Origin of the sequence: Faecalicatena contorta (genome assembly GCF_022835095.1) — a bacterium.
Classification (GTDB): domain Bacteria; phylum Bacillota; class Clostridia; order Lachnospirales; family Lachnospiraceae; genus Faecalicatena; species Faecalicatena contorta.
In genome coordinates this window covers 2983725-3005180 of the sequence record NZ_BQNQ01000001.1, presented here as the reverse complement: position 1 = coordinate 3005180, position 21456 = coordinate 2983725, and the positions used below count along the sequence as shown (strand labels likewise).

Genomic DNA, 21456 nt, shown 5'->3' with positions numbered 1-21456 from the left:
GTATGAGCAATACGGTATTGGAAGTCAATCACTTGAAAACGTATTACACAATGAAAAAAGGGGTATTTGGCAAAAGCGCAGGGCTTGTGAAAGCAGTGGATGATGTCAGCTTTACAATAGAAAAAGGAAAGACTTTTGGCCTGGTGGGAGAATCAGGCTGTGGCAAGACGACAATCGGCAAAACAATCCTGCGCTTGACGGAACCGACGGCGGGAGAAGCAAAACTGTTTGGCAGGGATCTGTTTTTATTGGATCAGAAAGAGTTAAAGAAGATGCGCACAAAGATCCAGATGATTTTCCAGGATCCATATTCCTCGCTGGATCCCAGGATGAATGTGTTTGAATTGATTGGGGAAGCGGTAAGGGAACATCACCTGGTACCTGGCAATGAACTGCGCAGTTATGTTGAGGAGACTATGGAAAAATGCGGCCTTTCCCGGGAATATATTGAACGCTTTCCTCATGAATTTTCAGGCGGGCAGAGACAGCGTATCTGCGTTGCAAGGGCGCTGGCGCTGAATCCGGATCTTATTATATGTGATGAACCGGTATCTGCACTGGATGTTTCAATCCAGGCGCAGGTCATTAATCTCATGAAGAAGCTGCAAAGGGAGCAGCAGCTTTCATATTTGTTTATTTCACACGACCTGTCAGTGGTAGAACATATTTCGGACGAGGTAGGGGTGATGTACCTTGGTTCTATGGTAGAGGTTGCGCCTAAGAAAGAATTATTTAGGAATCCCCTGCATCCATATACAAAGGCGCTTTTGAGCGCTGTACCGAGGCCGGATCCTGACCGTAAAGGAGGCAGGATCATACTGGAAGGAGATGTTCCGTCAGCCGATCAGCCGCCATCAGGCTGTAAATTCCATACAAGATGCAGACATTGTATGGACATCTGCAGAGAGCAGGCGCCGGCTTGGAAGGACTGCGGGGGCGGACATAAAGCAGCCTGCCACCTGCTAGAACCCTGAAGAAATGAAAAATCGAAACAATCAATAGAAAGACAGAGGATCTTGGTCTTTCATTATAGATAAAACCCACATAAGCATGGCCGGATACGCTTTTGTGGGTTTTTAATGACTTCAAATCCAGCCAGTGCCTGAGGCTTTGACACCGTCTTCCTATTCGTTGACGTTCTATTGATATTTTAGGCTGTTTTTGCTATACTACTAAATATAGATATATAAATTAGGATGCGGAAAAGCTGAATTCATACCGTTACCTCTTGGCACTCTGCCTGAGATCTGTAATGATTGAAATGACGGTCTGCAGCATCTCACATGATCAGGCAATTTGGAGAAATAAGGGGTACAAGGATATGGAAATATGTAAAAGATCTCAGGGCAAATCTAGGAAGCGGATTGCTGCGATTTTGATGACGGTACTTCTGACAATCATGTTTTGTATTCCGGTAAAGTCTGCAGAAAAGACTCCTCGCGTACTTCGGGTGGCCTTTCCCCAAGTAAAGGGAATGAGTGAGAATTCGGAGGATGGAACCCGTCACGGCCTGGTGGTTGATTACCTCAACGAAATCGCAAAATATACGAACTGGGAGTACGAGTACATTGATGTTGACAGCAGTGATGAACTGCTGGAGCGCTTTGATCATGGCGAATTCGACCTGATGGGCGGCAGCTATTACATGCCTGGCTTAGAGGAGCATTATGCCTATCCGGATTACAATATGGGGTACGGCAGATCTGCCCTTCTGGCCCGCAGGGACGACGGGAGCATCCGGACTAATGATCTGGAGAGCATGAATGGCAAAGTCATCGGTGTCTATGTTAATGCACAGGAATCTATCCGCCGTTTGAAAGAATTTTTGTCCACTAACAATCTGAACTGCCGCTTAAAGGAATATTCCTATGATCAGTTATCGGCGGCGGGGAATCTTTATACATATTTGGCTGAAGGAGAGGTAGATCTGTTGTTGGGCAATTTTACTGAGCGCGGCACAGATTTCCGTATTGTGGCGTCCTATGATTCCCAGCCATACTATATTGTTACCACACCAGGAAACCAGGAGGTTCTGGATGGGTTAAATATGTCACTGGCGCTAATCAGCGCATCGAATCCTAATTTTGGCACGGAACGATTTAATGCAAATTTTACGAATCTAACGGCGGATATCCTGCTTGACGAAGACGAGCTGTCTTATGTTAAGGAGAAGAAAGTGGTAACAGTGGCTGTACCGGAGGGCTGGCACCCTCTATTCTGTAAGACCTCGGCAGAAAACGCACATGAAGGAGTGGTTCCTGATATTCTGCAGGAGATCGAAGGTTATAGCGGTCTTACATTCACCTATGTGTACGCCCAGAGTTATCTGGAAGCTATCCAGATGGTGAAGGAGAGACGGGCAGATATGTTAGGTTTTTACCTTGATTCGGAAGAAAATGCGGCTGAACAGGGATTGGCAATTTCAGCCCCCTATGCCAGCTTAAACAACATTATTGTACGCAACAAGGCATCGAACTATCCAGACGATGATCTGGTAGGCGGCATTGTTGAGGGGCGGCAGCTCCCCAAAAGTATACCCGTGTCGGAAGTCAGAACCTATTCTGACATAGAAGAGGCCCTTGCTGCGGTTGACCGGAGCGAAATCGATTTTTGCTATGGGCTTTCCAACCGCATCGAGCAGGAAATTCAGCGGAGCTATTTCAATAAGGTAGTTCCGGTGACCCTGGTCAATGATAACAGCAGTGTGGATTTTGCGCTGGCGCGTCCAGTGGATCCTACGCTTCTTACTATACTGAACAAGGCCATCAACAGTCTTGATGCTGATGAAAAGGATGATCTCCTCAACCGAAACATGGTTTCCATTGGCACCAATCAGTTTTCACTGGTTAATTTTGTTTATGCCAACCCGTTTTTGTTTGCGGCGGTACTGGGGGGAATCCTTTTGTTCATCGTAGCTGCGGTGGTTCTGATCTTCCGTTCCCGTATGAAGGCGGCTGCGATGCGGAGCAATTTGGAAAAGGCGGAGGCGTCCAGCCGTGCCAAAGGTGAATTTCTTTCACGCATGAGCCATGAGATCCGCACCCCAATGAATGCGGTAGTGGGGCTGGCAGATCTGACTAGTATGATGGAGGGGGTCCCTGATGGTGCACGTAAAAACCTGTCTAAGCTTCGTACCTCCTCACAGTATATGCTCAGCCTTATCAACGATATATTGGACATGAGCCGCATCGAGAACGGCATGCTTTCCATTGCACGCGAACCCTTTTACCTGGAGCAGATGCTTCACGACCTGCAGAGCATGATGGCTGGCGAGGCTGAACGTTACAGGCTTTCCTTTTCCTTAGAAACAGAGATCTCCCACAGCAGTCTAATGGGAGATGCCGTGCGGTTGCGCCAGGTACTGGTAAATCTTCTTTCCAATGCTTTTAAGTTCACCCCGGCAGGCGGCAGGGTTATGCTTCGTACGATCGAAACAGAAACCGGTGGACAGGAGGCTGTATTTACCTTCCGAGTAATAGATAATGGTACGGGTATCCGTCCGGAGGATCAAGAGCGGATTTTTAAATCCTTTGAACAACTCGGCAGCAATACATCGAGAAGTCAGGGCACTGGGCTGGGGCTGGCGATCAGCAGCAATATCGTCCGATTGATGGGCGGGGAGCTGCAGGTTAACAGCCAGTTAGGGAAGGGGAGTGAATTCTACTTTACAGTTACGCTTCCAATCTGTGAGAGGAAAACAGAGGAGGAAGATAAGCAGGAAGGCCAAATACTGGCAGGGACCCATATCCTGATGGCTGAAGACAATGACCTGAACGCGGAGATCGCAGAAGATTTGCTGAAAATGCAGGGAGCCGTCGTATGCCGGGTGCAAAACGGTGTGCTGGCGGTAGAACGGTTTAAAGAAAGTGAACCAGGGGAGTTCCAGGCTATACTGATGGATGTGCAGATGCCGGAAATGAACGGACTGGACGCCACACGGGCTATCCGAGCCCTCCGTCGCCAGGACGCTGACTCTATCCCGATTGTGGCTATGACTGCAAATACCTTCCAGGAAGATGTTGATGCAGCAAGAGAGTCAGGAATGAACGATTTTCTTGCAAAGCCTCTGGATGTGAACCGCCTGTTTCATGTTTTGCATACTCTAATATACGGAAAATAGAAATACCTGCAAATATACGAAGAGTAGGAGCACTTGCAATAGACATTGTAAGAATAACTTTTTACAGAAGGATGGAAATTATGTTTTCAAAGAAAAAAATTCTAGTTGTGGAAGACAATGAACTGAACAGAGAGCTGCTTTGCCAGATTCTTTCTTCGGAATATGATGTTCTGGAGGCCGAGAACGGGCAGGCAGCTTTAGATATTTTAAAGCAATACGGGGAAGTAATTTCACTGATTCTTCTGGATATTGTTATGCCGGTGATGGACGGTTACACATTTCTCTCTATTATGAAAGCGGAACCGGCATTCTGCGCTATCCCTGTCATCGTAGCGACCCAGAACGACGGAGAGTCCGACGAGGTGGCGGCATTGTCCCACGGCGCCGCTGACTTTGTTGCCAAGCCCTACAAACCTCAGATTATCCTGCACAGGGTAGCCAACATCATCAATCTGCGGGAGACGGCGGCCATGATTAACGTGATTCAGTATGACAGGCTGACGGGGCTGTACAGCAAAGAATTTTTTTATCAGATGGTAAAAGATATACTTCTAAGAAATCCGGATATAGAATATGATATTGTCTGTTCCGATATCGAAAATTTTAAACTGATCAATGCTGTGTTCGGTGTACCGACCGGAGACCGCCTGCTCTGTGCGGTGGCAGACATGTACAGCCGGAAAACGGCGGACAGAGGCATCTGCGGCCGTCTGAATTCAGACCGGTTCGCTTGTCTGCTGGAAAAACGTACAGACTATACGGATGAGATGTTTATGGAAGCAATTGAGCAGGTGAATGAAGAGGCGGATATTAGGAATATTACGATGAAATGGGGCGTTTATACGATCGTTGACCGAACCATCTCCGTGGAACAGATGTGTGACAGGGCGCTGTTGGCGGCCAGCAGTATTAAAGGCCAATACGGTAAATATTTTGCGGAATATGATGATATGCTCCGCAATATGATACTGAAGAAACAGGCGGTTACAGACTGTATGGAGTCTGCACTGGAGCAGCAGCAGTTCCAGGTATATTTCCAGCCTAAGTACCGGATATCGGATGAAAAGCTGGCCGGAGCAGAGGCGCTGGTGAGGTGGAAGCATCCGGAATGGGGGCTTCAGTCACCGGCTGAGTTTATTCCCCTTTTCGAGCAGAACGGATTTATTACAAAGCTGGATCAGTTTGTGTGGGACAAGGTATGCAGCAGCATGAAAGAATGGGATCTGGAGGGGCTGCCGCGGGTCTCAGTTTCTGTTAATGTATCCCGGGCCGATATATACAATGCAGACCTGTCCGAGATTCTCAGGGAAACGGTTAAAAATTATCAGCTCCCAGCCTCCCGGCTGCATCTGGAGATTACGGAAAGCGCCTATACAGAGAATCCGAAACAGATCATAGATACGGTCAGCCGTTTGCGGGATATGGGATTTGTTATTGAAATGGACGATTTTGGCAGCGGATATTCCTCGCTGAATATGTTAAATGAAATGCCGATTGATATCTTAAAGCTGGATATGAAGTTTATCCGGAGCGAGACCGCCAAGCCTAACAGCCAGGGGATTCTGCGCTTTATCATTGATCTGGCCCGCTGGATGCACCTGGATGTAGTGGCAGAAGGGGTGGAGACCGGGGAACAGCTCGAGCGGCTCCGCCAGATAGGTTGTGACTACGTGCAGGGATATTATTTTGCAAAACCGATGCCCTGCGAAGAATTCAAAGCTCTTTTGAGAGAATGCAGCAGCGCTGATATATTATATAACAATACTGCATTTAGCGGAAAGAGAGAGGACAAGTATGGCAATTACAATTGATGAACGGCAGACGGTGCAGCTTTTCTGCAGAGCATGGTTTCAGGAGCGGAATCTGGAAAAAACGCTTTCTTTTTTAGCGGAGGATATAAAATTTGTCGGTACCGGAATCGGGGAAACAGCCCAGGGAAAGGAAATGATGACGGAGTATCTGAGGCAGGACATAAGTGAGATTCCGGAACCTTTTCATATGGATTTTTCGGTCATTCATGAGCAGTATCTGGCGGCCGGCATCTTTTCGCAGGCTGCGGACCTGACTCTGATCAATTCCATGTATATGTGGCACCTCCGGTTTTTCTTTACTTTAAAATGTACGGGCGGGAAGTGGCAGATCTTCTGTTTCCACGCGGCGGAACCGGGAAGCAGCCAGCAGGACGGAGAGCATTATCCGCAGACTCTCGTCGTGGAAAATGTAATGAAACAGCGCAATGATCTGCTGAATGAGTCCATCGCCGGAGGGATGATGGGCGGTTATATAGAACCCGGCTTTCCTTTTTATTTTATTAACCGCAGGATGCTGGAATATCTGGGTTATGGGGAGGAAGCCGAATTCGTAAAAGATATCGGGGGCCTGATCACGAACTGCATGCATCCGGACGACAGGCAGAGGATAGACGAGGAAGTAGAGCAGCAGCTAGCCTGTAGAGGAGAATATGTGGTTGAATACCGTATGAAGCGGAAAGACGGTTCCTATATATGGGTACATGATATAGGACGGCAGATGAAAGACGAGAATGGCAGGCCAGCCATTACCTCCGTTTGTATTGATATTACGGCACGGAAAAAGGCACAGGACGAAGTGATGCATATATACAATAATGTGCCCGGTGCGGTATTTCGATGCAGGTATGATACATGTTTTTCGATTATAGACGCAAACGATGGTTTTTTTGAATTTTTAAATTATACCAGAAAAGAATTTGAAGCTATAGGAAACCGTTTTTTCTCGGTGATCCATCCGGAGGATGTGGATGCCTTGAGGGGAAAGCTGGGGGCCGGACTGGCGGACGGGAATACGATCAACAATGACAACCGGGTGATATGCAAAGGCGGGGAAGTAAAGTGGGTTTCTCTGAAGGCACAAATGCTCAAGGAAGAAACCGGGGAACAGTATTTTTACTGCGTTTTTGTTGACATCACGGAGGAAAAGCAGCTGCAGAGCCGTGTGCGGGAGCTTTACGAGAAAGAACTGGAGTATTTTGCCGAACTCTCCTCTTCGGAAGGGAGTACGCAGGGGAGATTTAATATTTCTAAGAATGTATTGGAAAATTACATGACAGATCCCAACGCGGCGATATCCCATGTCGGCGCCACGTATCAGGAGAGTATTTTCAATCTGGCAGCCTCTGCTGTTGAAGCGCCAGACCGGGAACAGATACTCAGCGTGCTGGACAGGGAGAAGGTTCTGGAAGACTATTCTGCCGGCAATGTTGACTACCATTTTGAATATTTGCGCCGCCGCAGCGATAAAAGTTTGTTCTGGGCAAGCACCAATTTCCGCTCCTATCTGAATCCGGAGACGGGAGATGTCATTGTCTTTTTCTATACATTTGATATAACGGAGCAAAAGCTCAAAGAACAGCTGCTTCATAAGATTGCGTCTCTGGATTATGATGTCATTGTGGAGATTGATATCAGAAAAGATATATTCAGGGGGCTCACCTTTGAAAGCAGCGGTATGGGGCCAGCCTGGCAGGAATTGCATTTTCAGGAGAAGATCCGGAGAACCGCCGGAAGTTTTATGGATGAGGCGGCAGCACAGGAATATTTGAAGCAGCTGGATTATGACTACATGCAGGACATGCTCGGGCAGCAGGAAGCTTACACTTTTAGTCTGGAGATGAGTGATAGGGACGGCGGTATCAGAACGAAAAGATTCCAGGTCTTCTATATCAATAAAGAGCTTGGGCGGGTATGCCTTGCCCGCACAGATGTCACAGATGTGGTGCGAAAGGAACAAAAACAGAAGGAGGAACTTGCAGCGGCGCTGGTTGCAGCAGAACAGGCAAATGCAGCCAAATCGGATTTCCTGTCCAGGATGAGCCATGAGATCCGTACGCCTATGAACGCAATCATCGGGATGAGTGCAATCGCCGCACAGTCGATCGGAGATGATGAACAGGTGGAAGACTGCATATCAAAGATCGGTATTTCATCCAGATTTCTGTTGTCACTGATTAACGACATATTGGATATGAGCAGAATTGAAAGCGGCAAGATGCTTTTGAAGAATGAAAAGATTCCTACAGAGGAATTTATCAACGGAATCAATTCAATCTGCTATGGCCAGGCGGCGGCCAAGAATGTGGAATACGAGTGTATTGTTGATCCGGTGTTAGATGATTATTATATCGGGGATGCGATGAAGCTGCAGCAGGTGCTGATTAATATTTTAAGCAATGCCATTAAGTTTACCAGAGAGGGCGGAAGGGTCACTTTTTCCGTAGAACAGAGGCAAAGGACAAAGAACGACGTTGTAGTGCGATTCATAGTTAATGATACGGGAGTGGGAATGAGCGAAGAATTCCTTCCCCATATATTTGAGCCGTTTTCACAGGAATCAACCGGAACCACTGCACTATATGGGGGAACCGGGCTGGGCCTGGCAATCTCTAAGAATATAGTGGACATGATGGACGGCAGGATCACGGTGCGTTCAATTAAGGAGATCGGCACAGAGTTTATGGTCGATGTGAAGCTTGGCATCAGTGAGGAGGAGAAGCAAAGGCATAATCAAAGGAAGCAGGATTATAATTTTTCTCATTTAAAAACCCTTGTGGTGGATGATGATGTGGCTGTGTGCGAGGGTGCCGTTGCCACACTCAAAGAGATCGGGATTAAGGCGGAATGGGTAGACAGCGGGCGGAAAGCTGTCGACAGGGTGGAGATATTATGGGCAGAGGGCCGGTATTACGATATGATTCTGATAGACTGGAAGATGCCGGGAATGGACGGTATAGAAACTGCCCGGCGGATACGCCGTATTGTAGGGCCAGAAGTGACCATTATTATTATGACCGCTTATGATTGGATTGCCATTGAGCATGAGGCGAAGCTTGCAGGCGTCAACCTTCTGATGAGTAAGCCCATGTTCAAGTCTTCCCTGGTCTCTGCATTTACCAGGGCCCTCGGGAAAAAAGAAGAAGAGGCAAGGCAGACGGTAGATGCCGATTATGATTTTGCCGGAAAACGTGTTCTTCTTGTAGAAGACAATGCAATCAATACAGAGGTGGCGGTTATGCTGCTGGAAAGCCGTAATTTTGCTGTTGATACGGCGGAAAACGGGCTGCGCGCCCTGGAAAAGTTCAGCAAATCGGAAGAAGGGTATTACAATGCCATCCTCATGGATATCAGGATGCCGCTGATGGATGGACTGACAGCGGCCACAAATATCAGGCATCTCAGCAATAAGGATGCAAAGTTCGTGCCGATTATTGCGATGACCGCCAACGCTTTTGATGATGACATCGAGAAAAGCAAAGCGGCAGGAATGAATGCTCATCTGGCAAAGCCCATCGAACCAAAACGGCTGTACCAGATATTATATGACTTTATTCAGGAGAGGGAGAATGCACAGGACTCTCAGGACTGTGGGTAGCGATACAAATATAGCAGGCAGTATTGGAATCAGAAAGGAGGCATGGGGATGATGAGCGGATTTAAAGAGATATTCGAGGCCTATGGAGGAGACTATGGGATCACTATGGCACGTTTTATCAATAATGAAGAGATGTACATGAAGTTTCTTGACAAGTTTTTTGAGGATGATAGTATCAGCAGATTACATACCGCGCTGGAGGGCAATGACCTAAAAGGCGCGTTTGAGGCGGCACACACGCTGAAAGGTGTTGCAGGGAATATGGGGCTGACCCCGCTGTTCGATAAGGTATGCGCTATCGTAGAACCTCTCCGCATCTGCAAGGAAGAGGCAGCGTATGCTGATTTATATCAGGAAATTAAAAGCGAATTCGAAAGGGCGGATGAGCTGCGGGGGGCCCTGAAAAGGGCAGTGCAGCCATGACCAGTGATACTCCTCTTGCTCTGCGGCTGGTGGATATTATCAATGCGATCCCGGGCGGAGTTGCCATCTATAAGGTATCGGACAGATTCGAGACAGTCTATTTTTCAGACGGCGTGCCTGAGTTGTCAGGCTATACGGTAGACGAATACTATGAATTGAGCAAGGGCGATGCGGCAGAACTTATCTACAGGGAAGACACCGGCATGGTGGTCCAAAAGGCAGAACAGGTTATTCGTACTCACGAGACGGCAGAATTTGAATTCCGCAAACAGCACCGTGACGGGCATATAGTCTGGGTGCGGGTCCAGGTAAAATGGAGCGGGGAAGAGGACGGGTGTCCTCTGCTGTTGTGCGTGTTCCATAATATTTCTGAGCTGAAAGAGGCCCAGCTGGAGATGCAGCACCTGATTAACTCGATTCCCGGGGGGATTGCCAGTTATCGCGTGGAGAATCACCGTTTTATTCCTACATTTTTCTCTGACGGTGTTATGGCCCTGTCGGGGCATACGAGGGCGGAGTACGAAGCACTGATCGGGGATAATGCGCTGAATATTGTATACGGGCAGGACAGGGAACGGGTGATGGAAGCGGCAGAGGCCGCTTTGTCCAGCGGAGAGGTTCTGGATGTTTCCTACCGGATGCGCCATAAGGATGGCGGCCTGGTCTGGATTCATCTCAATGGCAGGCGCATGGGGCCGCTCTCGGAAAATACCAGGTTCTATGCGGTATTTACCGGTATGTCTTTGGAGACCCGGCTGTTTCAGAGTATTGCCAACGAAATGGCTGACAGCATTTATATCATTGCAAAGGAGAGTTATGACCTTTTATATGTGAATGAACCGGAACAAGACGGTCTGACTAACCGTGACTGTGTGGGAAGAAAATGCTATGAAGCAATCTATGGAAATCACGCTCCCTGTGATTTCTGCGGTCTGACAAAATATGAGGCGGACGGGCGGGAGCATGAGATGAAGATCAGCGGGCAGAACCGTTTTTTCAGCACGCGTTTCCGTGAGACTGATTGGAATGGTATACCGGCATATGTGAAATATGTCCGTGATATAACCGAAGAAGTGAGAACACGCAGGGAAAAAGAACGGTTGGAACAGTATTTTCAGACGGTTGTTAAGAATCTGCCGGGGGGAATTGCAGTAGTTAAACTTTGCGAGGACGGCAGCATGGTACCTGAATTCGTGTCGGAAGGTTTTGCTGAGCTGACGGGCATGTCCCAGGAAGAAATATCAGAACTGTACAGTGCGGATGCTATGGCCGGCGTGAACGCCCAGGATCTGGAGCGGGTGAACGCTCGGCTTACGGAATTCATTGAAAGCGGGGCAAGCCAGTGTGAACTGGTGTACCGGCTGAAACGGGGAGACGGCAGCTACGTTTGGGTCAAGAATAACCTTTCTCTGATTGAAATGGAGAGCGGCGAAAGAAAGTTCTACGCAGTCTATCACGATATCAGCGGAGAGATCGCCGAGAAGGAGCAGCTCCGGCAGCAGTATAAAGAGATGATTATGCAGCATTACCGGACGCCGGATCCGAATGCACTGATTATCGGGCACTGTAATATAACCCAGAACCAGATTCTGGAGATTATCGACCATACAGATTCGGATCTGCTGAAGACATTCAGTGCAGAACGGGAAAAGTTTTTTGCCGGTATTTCGAGCCTCGTGACGGACGAAAAAGAGCGGCAGATCTTTTTAGAAACCTTCTTGAACGAGCCCACGCTGAGAGCATTTGGCAGAAATGATACGGAGCAGACACTTCATTGTTTTATTAAACTTCCTAAAGAGGAAAAGGGACGTCATGTCAAGTTTAAAGTGAACCTGGTAGAGACTCCGGATACAGGCGATGTCACCGGGATTCTGACGGTAACAGACATTACGGACGAGACAGTCACAAACCGGATTCTGCATCAGCTTTCTGTGACCAGCTACGATTTTGTGATTGACCTAGATCTGATAAACGATACTTATAAGCTCCTGGCATATAATAAGAATTCGGACAGGCTGCCGGATACTTTCGGAAGCCATTCAAAAAGAATCCGTTTCATGGCAGAAGAGGTTGTCGTGCCGAAAGACCGCGAACAGTATTGGGGATCGCTGGAGGCAGGAGAACTGATGAAACGCCTGTCGGAAAAGGGGTCCTACACCTTTGCATTTTCCATTGCGGATGAGCAGGGCGATATACGTACAAAGAATATGACGGTCTCTGCCATTGATCTGAGAATCGGAAGAGCCTGCCTGGTGCGCTCCGATATTACAGAATCCCTGCGCGAGCAGCAGGGGCTGCTCAATATGATTGCCTATACTTTTGAGCTTGCCTGCTTTATAAATATGAATTCCACATCCCTGACAATGTATACGCGTGAGACGGTACTCAAGAACTTAGCGCCTTATTATCTGGAGAAATACGAGGACGCGGTGAAAGAGTTTGCCCTCCACTTTGGAACGGCAGAAGACAGGGAAGAAATTTCCAGGCAGTTCTGTGTGGAAACGATGTTGGAAAGGCTGGGAGAAAAACCGGAGGGATATGATTTTGTATTTCCTTATGAAGAGGGAGAGGAAGTGCTGTATAAGCAGATCAATGTCCTGTGGGGCGACGAGAATCACCGGACAATCTGTATGGTACGGGCAGACGTAACAGATATGCTGGCGGCAGAGCGCCAGACAAAACGGACGCTGGAGAAGGCACTTGTACTTGCCGAGGAGGCAAACCAGGCGAAGAGCGAATTCCTCTCGGCCATGAGTCATGATATCCGGACTCCGATGAATGCGATCATGGGGATGACTACTCTGGCATGTGCACATATTGACGACCGGGACAAAGTATCGGACTGCCTGAAAAAGATATCAATATCATCCAGGCATTTACTGAGCCTGATCAATGATGTCCTGGATATGAGCAAGATTGAGCGGTCCCAGATTGCCCTTGGAAGAATGAAAATCTATCTGCCAAAACTGATGGATGAACTGGCAGCGATCATAGAGCCCCAGGCGAAGGCGGCAGGAATCCAGTTTCATATGCAGGCTGAGGGCATAAGAAACTTCGGGTTTTATGGCGATATGCTGCGCCTGAATCAGATCTTTATTAATATTCTGAGTAATGCGATTAAATTTACTCCGGAAGGCGGTTCGGTTGTATTTCTGGCGGAAGAACTGTCTTCTGTACGTGGGGATGGTTATGTCCGGTACTGCTTTACAATTGGAGATACAGGCGTGGGGATGAAGAAGGAGTTTTTGGAACATATTTTTGAGCCGTTTTCCCGCAGCAGCAATACTTCATGTGTCGAAGGAACCGGGCTGGGGCTGAGTATCACAAGGGGGCTGGTGGATCTGATGGGCGGAGTCATAACCGTGGAGAGCAAAGAGCACCAGGGAACTGTATTTCAGGTCACTCTGGAATGTGAAAAGGCGGGGGAACCGGACAGAGCAGCTGTGAATCCTGACGATGGGGGAGAAAGAAAAGAACATACTGCTTTCCTTGCAGGCCGCCGTTTTTTGATAGCCGAAGATAATGCAATCAATGCGGAGATCCTCCGTGAGCTCCTGGAAATGTATGGGGCCAGTTCCCTTGTAAAAACGGATGGGCTGCAGACGGTAAAAGAATTTGCGGACAACAGGCCGGGTGCCTATGATGCAATTCTCATGGATATACAGATGCCGGAGATGAACGGATATGAGGCAACCCGCGCAATCAGGCGGATGAACAGGCAGGATGCGGCGGATATACCGATTATCGCTATGACTGCCAATGCGTTTGCCGAGGATATCCAGGCCTCAATGGATGCCGGAATGACGGCGCATGTTGCAAAACCAATTGATGTAAGCGTGCTGCAGTCAACGCTTTGCAGAGTATTGGGAATCGAATACAAATAAGACAGTCGTGGGATGCCCTTTGGGCATAAATAAAAAATCACCCTCATATGTTATTACATAGGGGGTGATTTTGTGATTTATGTTGTGAAACAGGGAGACACATTGCTTTCCATTTCAGCACAGACGGGTGTGCCCGTCTGGAAAATGGTATATGACAATCAGCTGGCGAGCCAGGATCAGCTGGTGATCGGGCAGGCACTCCTTATCCTGCAGCCGGAAGAGTCTGCGAGTATGCGTGGAGATATGTTAGTCACGGGATATGCATATCCATTTGTGGAGCCGTATATTTTGGAACAGGCGTTCCCGGCCCTGAATGAATTATTGGTCTTTTCATATGGTTTTACATTTGAGGGAGAACTTGTGCCGCCTCCGCAGGACGATCTCTGGATGATTGAGGCAGCCTGGGAGGCCGGTATTGAACCGCTGCTGGTACTGACACCGTTCTCAGGAGGGGCTTTTAATAACCAGCTGGTGAAAGTGCTGGTGGAAAATGAAGTGATCCAGCAGAGGGTAATCGACAACCTGCTGTCCACCGTACAGGACAGGGGGTATTCAGGAGTGGATATTGATTTTGAGTATATCCTTCCGGAAAATAGGATTGCATATGCGGAGTTTGTTGGCAGAGTGCGGGAAGTTATGAATGCACAGGGATATAAGACATCTGTTGCGCTGGCACCCAAGACTTCCACCGGTCAGCCGGGCCTTTTATATGAGGGAATGGACTATGCACTTCTGGGCGCGAATGCGGACAATGTTTTTCTAATGACATATGAGTGGGGCTATACATACGGACCGCCTATGGCTGTGGCGCCTTTGAATAAGGTGCGCCAGGTGGTGGAGTATGCACTGACACAGATACCAAAGGAAAAGATACTGATGGGGATTCCCAACTATGCCTATGACTGGGCGCTGCCCTATGAAAGAGGGATCACCAAGGCAAGGCTGATCGGCAATGTGGAGGCTGTGCACATTGCAGCAGAAAACGGGGTATCGATACAATACGATGATCTTGCACAAAGCCCTCACTTTAACTATACAAGGAACGGGATTGCACATGAAGTCTGGTTTGAGGATGTGAGGAGCATAGAGGCAAAGCTGAATCTGGCGAGAGAATATGAACTGCTGGGGGTGGGGTACTGGAATCTGATGCGGCCGTTTCGGGCGAATTGGCTGCTGTTGGAAAAATAAGGAATAATCAGCACGAATAAATAAGCCAACCCTGTTTTCTGACCGGAGCGGGCTGGCTTATTCTTACTTTATAGGCTAACAAGGAAAATTCGTATACTGTCCATTACATCTCATATCCTTTCCCTGCTAAACCCTGCAGATAAAACAGTGGCAGAGAAGTTTAGAAGGGAGTATCACTGCCGACATAACAGGTTAATCCTGCCGTCTGAAACTGTACTTGAATACGATGCAGAATATCTTCAGAGCAGCCAGTCATATCGCGGCAGTCATATATACGGCCAAGCTGCTCATATTTGGAGGCCCCCAAACGGTGGAATGGTAAAATATTAACCTCTTTCGTTCCGATCTCTTTTATATAAGCAATCGTTTTTACAATATTAACTTCATCAGAATTATAACCATCAATAATAGGTATCCGTACGATATGGCGAAGTTTACCCTTGTGGCCAAGCTCGGCAATTTTTGCTATGTTTTCAAGAATCAACTCGTTGCCAACCCCAGTAGCATCCTTGTGCCTTTCGGTATCCATATGTTTTATGTCGGTAAATGCCCAGTCTACATTTTCATAAATCTGCTCAAGATGGGGCCAAGGCGCAAAGCTGCAGGATTCAGTTGCGGTATTGATATAACGCTCATGGCAGCGGCGCAAAAGCTCAGCAGCAAACTTATACTGCACGGCAACCTCGCCGCCTCCTAAAGTCACGCCGCCTCCCGGTCCCCAAAAACGGCTTTCCCGTTCTATTCTGTGCATAATCTCATCAATCGTGTATACTTTACCGGCCGTTTTTAGCGCTTCATGATAACAATTTTCAGAACATTCAATTGTATCACAGCTGTCACATTTATTACGGTCAAATGAGACATGCTCCCCCTTTTGCTTTGGCAGGGAAATCGCATTATGCGGGCAGATATTCCTGCCTACACAACCGTAGCAGTTAACGCAATTACTAACACGATACATTAGCTGAGGCTGCAGCTGCTGGCTCTCAGGATTACAGCACCAGTAACATTTTAACGGACAGCCTTTAAAAAATATTAATGTCCGGCCTCCAGGACCATCATGCACCGAGAAACCCTGGATATCAAAAATGACAGCCTCGTTATTTGAATTGAGTTTCATTTTCTAAACGATTCCTTCCCGAACGGAGACCATGCAGAACAATATCACTTTAGATAACGATCAATGCTTAAGGCTAACCAAATGCTGCACCGACCGTCTTGGGTGGAAAGATCTACTGACAACCGTTCTTGTATTTGTTTAATGCGGTATTTTACTGTGTTAACGTGCAGATAAAGTGCACGGCTTGTTTCTATATAACTACAATTTTTATCCAGATATGTACTAAGTGTACTTACCAACTCTTCCGCATCTTTGTCATTATATAATTTGCCAAGCACCGTTTGGCTATAACGCAGTGCAGCCTCATCTTTACGCAGGATAGAATTCAGCAGAGCATAATGCCCAAGTTCATCGTAACACATCACGTTTTCTTTCAGACCAAACCTGCGGATACAACGCACAACATCAAGCGCTTCCAAACAGCTTTCACGGTAAGAGTGGATTCCCTTGCCTATGCATCCAATCCCCATCACAACATCCATTTTCATTCTTCCGCCAGTTAATGATTCCCAAATTGACATACCAATTTGTTTCATGTCCCGAATCCCCTTAGATCCAGTATCAACAAATACTACAAGGAATCCGTAATAGCCGCCCAGAATAACCTTGAAATTCTTCTGCGCAATGAAACTCTGTATGCTGTGAATTGCATACTCAGTGAAATAATGATATTTAGACCAGTTTTTACTGTTTAGCTGCTCCTTCTGTGCTTTGCTGATCGGACTTATGACGATTGCTGACATATTCTTCTGTTCATCGAAGCCCATCATTTGAGCAAAATAGCTGACAACTTCTTTTTGATAATTTTCCGCCAAAAGAGCCTGTAAAAATACTTCTCCGGTATGCCATGCAGTACTGTCAATATAGCTTTGATGATGATAAATTGTCAAAGCCAGAATATCAAGGCACCGCTCGACAAGCTGACGGTTCTCGGATGTTATTGCCCCCTCATATTCACAAATGCTGAAATAACCTATGACATTTTCTTTGAATATTATTGGCCATGTTTCCTGCCAAATCGTTCTATTATCCATGACCACTTGAGTGCGGATGGATGACTCGCCAACAATATGATCTACTATCACCTGCAGATTTTCTTCCCGTCGGCGGGCAAGCAAGGCTTCGGCAGCTCCTGCTGATTGATTGTCGCAACACGTCACATAACGCCACTCATGATCCTCGATTAAAACCGGATTGTTCAAATAACCTGCAAATATTCGTGATATATCAACGATGGATGCCCCATTAACCACGGCATCATGTAGATTAGAAAGAGCTGTTAAACTGCGATTCTTACCTTGCTCTTCCGCCTCCATAACAACTCTTAAAACGCATTGCGTTACATCATTCTGCGTATCTCCCGGGGGCAGTTCAATGATGGGAAAATCATTTTCATTGCCTAACTGCAGCAGAGGCGCCGGAATTTCTTTTAAATACCGCTTCGTTTTAATAGCAAGGCAGCTGGCGCCGTGATCTATTAAATTTTTTGTCCATTCGCACAAGGCCTCAACGGATAATTGATTCTCACTGTGTTCATCCATAAAAGATGCAACACTATGTACAAAATCTCCGCCCTTTAAATAAAAGGCGATATCGAGAATTTCTGCCACTGTCACCGCCTTCACTTCACGGTCTAAGCCTGCCTCTCCGGCTAATACAAGGGCTCCTTGCAACTCTGGTTCTTCTAAGACTAATTTTACAGTTACTTTTGGTGGCATAATACTTCCTCTTTCTGATATAATAATGTACTCAAAATAAACCGACAATCCAGTACACGGTCTCATGGACTGCCTGTTGATTATTTTTGTTACAACGTACCGATATATATAAGATATTATATCATTATTTAAAGAAAACGGAAGTAAGAAAAAATAAATGCCTTTATTAACTTGATTTTTTTCTTCTTGGAAAAGTACCCCATGAAAATCGTTTTTGGCAAGAGGGCCTGCTGCTGCGTAACTGATGTTTCCGTACGGACTGTGCAGGGAATGCACAGTCCTGTACCGAACAGTTAGAAACATATACTTTGTTCTGCAGCTTTGCTGCAGATCCGCCCGTCAGGGCATGAATTACGGGGTGCCCTTTGGGTATACCATTATTCTGCAGGAGTAAAATCCTCGCAGCCGCCGAGATCCGGGTAAACCATATCGCCGTCGCATGTGCCGAGATTGGGATCTTTCTCAGATACGATATATTTGCTGCAATATTTGCACTTATTAGCACGTAAAAATTTTTTACAAACAGGAGCGTCGATAGAAACTGTTTCCTTGCTGATTATGCATACACCGTTAAACACATCGCGGGCAGACAGATTGGCGCAATCCTTACATTTATCACACATCATATTATCCTCCTTAAACTTCTTCATATTCTGTACGGGCAATCAGTTCATCCTGAATAGGTTTGGAAACTTCGCACCAATACTGCGTGAACCCTGCCACACGGACAAGCAGATCACGATAATTATTTGGATTGTCCTGCGCATCTTTAAGCATACGGGAATCAACAACATTGAACTGGATATGGAAGCCGCCGTTATCCATAAAGGAACGAATCATATCGAGCATCTTAGCGGAACCCATATTGCCCTTAATTGATGCAGGATGCAGCTTCATGTTCAGCTGAGTATTCTTGAAATTTGTATGGTCGATTACAGTTGCAGAACTAAGTACAGCGTAAGGTCCATTCTGGTCGGTGCCGGGGTAAGGTGACTGGCCGCCGTCTGCCAGAGTAACGCCTGCGAGCCGGCCGTCTGCAGAAGCGATATCAGCCTGGCCAAGCGGTCCGTGGGTACCTACAGACAGCATGGATGCACACCACTTGTTTCCGAATACATCGGTAATCTCTTCCACGGATTCCAGGAAGCAGTCCGCTACCTGGACATAGATATCGTCAACGTAAGCGTCATCATTACCGAATTTAGGTGCGCGCATACACAAAGCGTGTATTCTTTCCCAGTCAGGGTTAGAAACATCCTTAGTCTGCTCCATCATGGAGAAGTTGCCCGTATCCAGTGCACTGATAAATCCGAAGTTGTTAAGTAAGACATCCTTAAGCTCATCAAGTGTAAATGCACGGTCGTCAAACACATTCTTCTTTATAGAGGCAAGAGAGTTTGCTGTGTTAACCTGACCGGTAATCCATGTTGTGAAGCAGCGGTTGTAACGAGAACCCGCATGGTCAATATCGTCTCCCTTTTCAATGCAGTCAGCAGACAGTGCAGAGAAAAGTAACGGCTGGTCAAGCTCAAACGTTGCAGATACCTTCATATTATAAGTTTCTTCAAAAATCTGGATCACCTTTTTGAAATATGCCTTAAAGGTGTCCATAAGTTCATCAAATGTTTCGTATTTTTTGCCGGTTGCCGGAAATACACGGACATTTGTTCTGGGATCTACACCATCAAAAAGTACCAGTTCAAGAACCTTTGGAACATTAATGAAATTGATTCCTGAAGAACTGTATGAACCTGCGCCAATCTTGTTGTCATATACAGCGCCGGGCTGGATCTCAAGGCAGCCGCCTATACTCCATGCTCTTGCATCTTCAAGAGTAATCCCTTCACATGAATGGTTCTTCATACAGTATTCAATGCCGACGCGGTTGCTTACCCAGGCAGGCATACCACAACCGGTCTTGTTGCATTCAATCCCCTTTTGCAGGAAAGTATTGGACAGCCTGCCGTCATAAATAATCGACAGAGTTGGAGAAACAGTAGGGCAATTAATTGCGGCCTGGATGAATAAGTATTCCAGTTCGTTTTCGGCGCTGGAGCCATCAGGCTTGACACCGCCGAGACAGATGTTGTTAAATGTGTTACCTGCAAGTATACCAGTGGTACCTGCACAGGTTGCAATCTCAAGTTCCGTGTATTTAACGCGCATACATTCGAGAACCTCAAGAGTCTGCTCTCTGGTGATTCTGCCGTTATCAATATCCTCTTTCCAGTAGGGATAGAGAACCTGGCCAAGGCGTCCGGGAGAAAATCCAGAGCCCTGCATTTCGTTGTAAACCTCAAGCTGGCAGGTCCAGTGGAGCTGAAGGGCTTCCATAAAATCGCGGGGCGGATTCGATGAAATCCACTCAAGGCGCGCTGCCATGGCTTCGAAAACGGCCTTCTGTTCTGCGTCCTTTTCAAGAGAAGCAAGACGGGTTGCTTCAGCGGCATACTTGCGAACCCAAATCTGTACGCCTTCGATTGCATAAATTGTAGCCTGCCAGTAAGCAACTTTATCTACTGCAGTACCATCGCCCACATTAGCAGCAATCAGCTCTTTACAGCGGTCAATCATACCCTGGAAGCCTTTTTCAAATACGATCTGGTAGTTTGTGACACTGCGTCCGTGACGGTTGCCGTACTCCATATCGGCAGCCATAAGGACAGCATTCTTGAAATTGACAAGGGTATCATACTCGGGATGCAGGGTACCCCACTTCCAACATGTATCCTCGGCAGACTTGTTCTGCCAGTAACGGCAAATTTCTATTAAAGCCGCATGTTCTTCAACGCGCATACCATAACGACGTGCCATAGAGAGAACCTCCGGAGTGCTTTCAGAAACGACGCCGCCGCCGGTTGCAAGTATCGTAATTTCTTCAAGAGCCTTATTTGAAGCCTTCTTGCTGTCTTTCTTTGCACGCTCTTCATCGCTCAGAGGAAACTCGTTTGCTGTCCACGGAGTAATACTGGCGCCACGGACATACTTATTACGGCTCATAACTAATATTTCATCAGGGCGGATTGCTGCCTCAAGGTGGGAGAATGCACTCTTCATTGCAAGTCCGCGGCGGACCAGCGGATGCTGCCCCTCTTCTTTCATCCAGGTTCTTGTGTACCAGTAAGGGAACGTTGTGTCAAGAGAAATCTTTGCATCATAAAATTCCTGCAATAATTTTCTCGCACGGGGACATGCACTCTTTTTTACCTCACGGTCCTCTACTTCCTCAGGGGGTGTGCCACAGGTGAAACATAAGTACTGGTCATTTGTTGTTGCTTCCATAAATACTCTTCCTCCTTTATAAATCTTTTTGATTATGGTGTGTTTGTGTTAAAATTGCACAACATACATTAACTTATCTACGTAAAAGTATACAATATATCAACACTAAACTATATATCTGTCAGCAACAAAATTAACCGTACTTTTTTGTTACTAAAAGAATTCATTATCTATTCAGTGTGCACTCAATAGATAACTTCTAAGAATAAGTACGCATGATAGAATATTGAGTATTTTAAAACACCTTAAAAAAATCACAATTTAGCTATAGAAATTGCAAGAAATAAAAGAAAAGAAATCTTACTATGAATTCAG

At 46.8% G+C, this 21456-nt stretch carries 11 protein-coding genes; 7 read left to right on the top strand and 4 right to left on the bottom strand.

Annotation, left to right across the window (positions count from 1 at the left end):
- Positions 1-2: 2 nt before the first annotated feature.
- From MWG26_RS13360 to MWG26_RS13330, 7 genes are all read left to right on the top strand, one after another.
- A complete protein-coding gene (locus tag MWG26_RS13360) occupies positions 3-974 on the top strand; it encodes an ABC transporter ATP-binding protein (protein ID WP_025657075.1) in 972 nt (323 codons plus the stop codon).
- Between the two features lie 347 nt (positions 975-1321).
- On the top strand, positions 1322-4120 hold the full coding sequence (locus tag MWG26_RS13355) for an ATP-binding protein (RefSeq protein ID WP_044927246.1): 2799 nt from the start codon (positions 1322-1324) through the stop codon (positions 4118-4120).
- Between the two features lie 80 nt (positions 4121-4200).
- Complete coding sequence (locus MWG26_RS13350) at positions 4201-5931, top strand: putative bifunctional diguanylate cyclase/phosphodiesterase (RefSeq protein WP_025657077.1); 1731 nt, start codon at positions 4201-4203, stop codon at positions 5929-5931.
- Positions 5915-9526 (top strand): response regulator, encoded by a 3612-nt coding sequence (locus tag MWG26_RS13345; protein WP_025657078.1) that lies wholly within the window; start codon positions 5915-5917, stop codon positions 9524-9526. The genes MWG26_RS13350 and MWG26_RS13345 overlap by 17 nt, the downstream gene beginning before the upstream one ends.
- A 48-nt stretch (positions 9527-9574) precedes the next feature.
- Positions 9575-9949 carry an Hpt domain-containing protein gene (locus tag MWG26_RS13340; RefSeq protein ID WP_330639559.1) on the top strand — a complete coding sequence of 125 codons (375 nt, stop codon included), beginning with the start codon at positions 9575-9577 and terminating at the stop codon, positions 9947-9949.
- On the top strand, positions 9946-13833 hold the full coding sequence (locus tag MWG26_RS13335) for a PAS domain-containing hybrid sensor histidine kinase/response regulator (protein ID WP_025657080.1): 3888 nt from the start codon (positions 9946-9948) through the stop codon (positions 13831-13833). Before MWG26_RS13340 ends, MWG26_RS13335 begins: the two co-directional genes overlap by 4 nt.
- A 72-nt stretch (positions 13834-13905) precedes the next feature.
- The gene (locus tag MWG26_RS13330; protein ID WP_025657081.1) at positions 13906-15021 is read left to right on the top strand and encodes a glycosyl hydrolase family 18 protein; all 1116 of its coding nucleotides are present in this window, start codon (positions 13906-13908) and stop codon (positions 15019-15021) included.
- Positions 15022-15181: 160 nt separating this feature from the next.
- Here MWG26_RS13330 and MWG26_RS13325 read toward each other — a convergent pair whose 3' ends face one another.
- The 4 genes from MWG26_RS13325 to MWG26_RS13310 form a co-directional block, all read right to left on the bottom strand.
- Positions 15182-16141 (bottom strand): glycyl-radical enzyme activating protein, encoded by a 960-nt coding sequence (locus MWG26_RS13325; protein ID WP_025657082.1) that lies wholly within the window; start codon positions 16139-16141, stop codon positions 15182-15184.
- 44 nt (positions 16142-16185) lie between these two features.
- The gene (locus MWG26_RS13320) at positions 16186-17859 is read right to left on the bottom strand and encodes a PucR family transcriptional regulator (RefSeq protein WP_162149284.1); all 1674 of its coding nucleotides are present in this window, start codon (positions 17857-17859) and stop codon (positions 16186-16188) included.
- A gap of 377 nt (positions 17860-18236) precedes the next feature.
- Entirely contained in the window at positions 18237-18509 is a 273-nt protein-coding gene (locus MWG26_RS13315) for a hypothetical protein (RefSeq protein ID WP_025657084.1), read from the bottom strand.
- Entirely contained in the window at positions 18496-21141 is a 2646-nt protein-coding gene (locus tag MWG26_RS13310; protein ID WP_117440780.1) for a pyruvate formate lyase family protein, read from the bottom strand. The genes MWG26_RS13315 and MWG26_RS13310 overlap by 14 nt, the downstream gene beginning before the upstream one ends.
- Between the last annotated feature and the right edge of the window lie 315 nt (positions 21142-21456).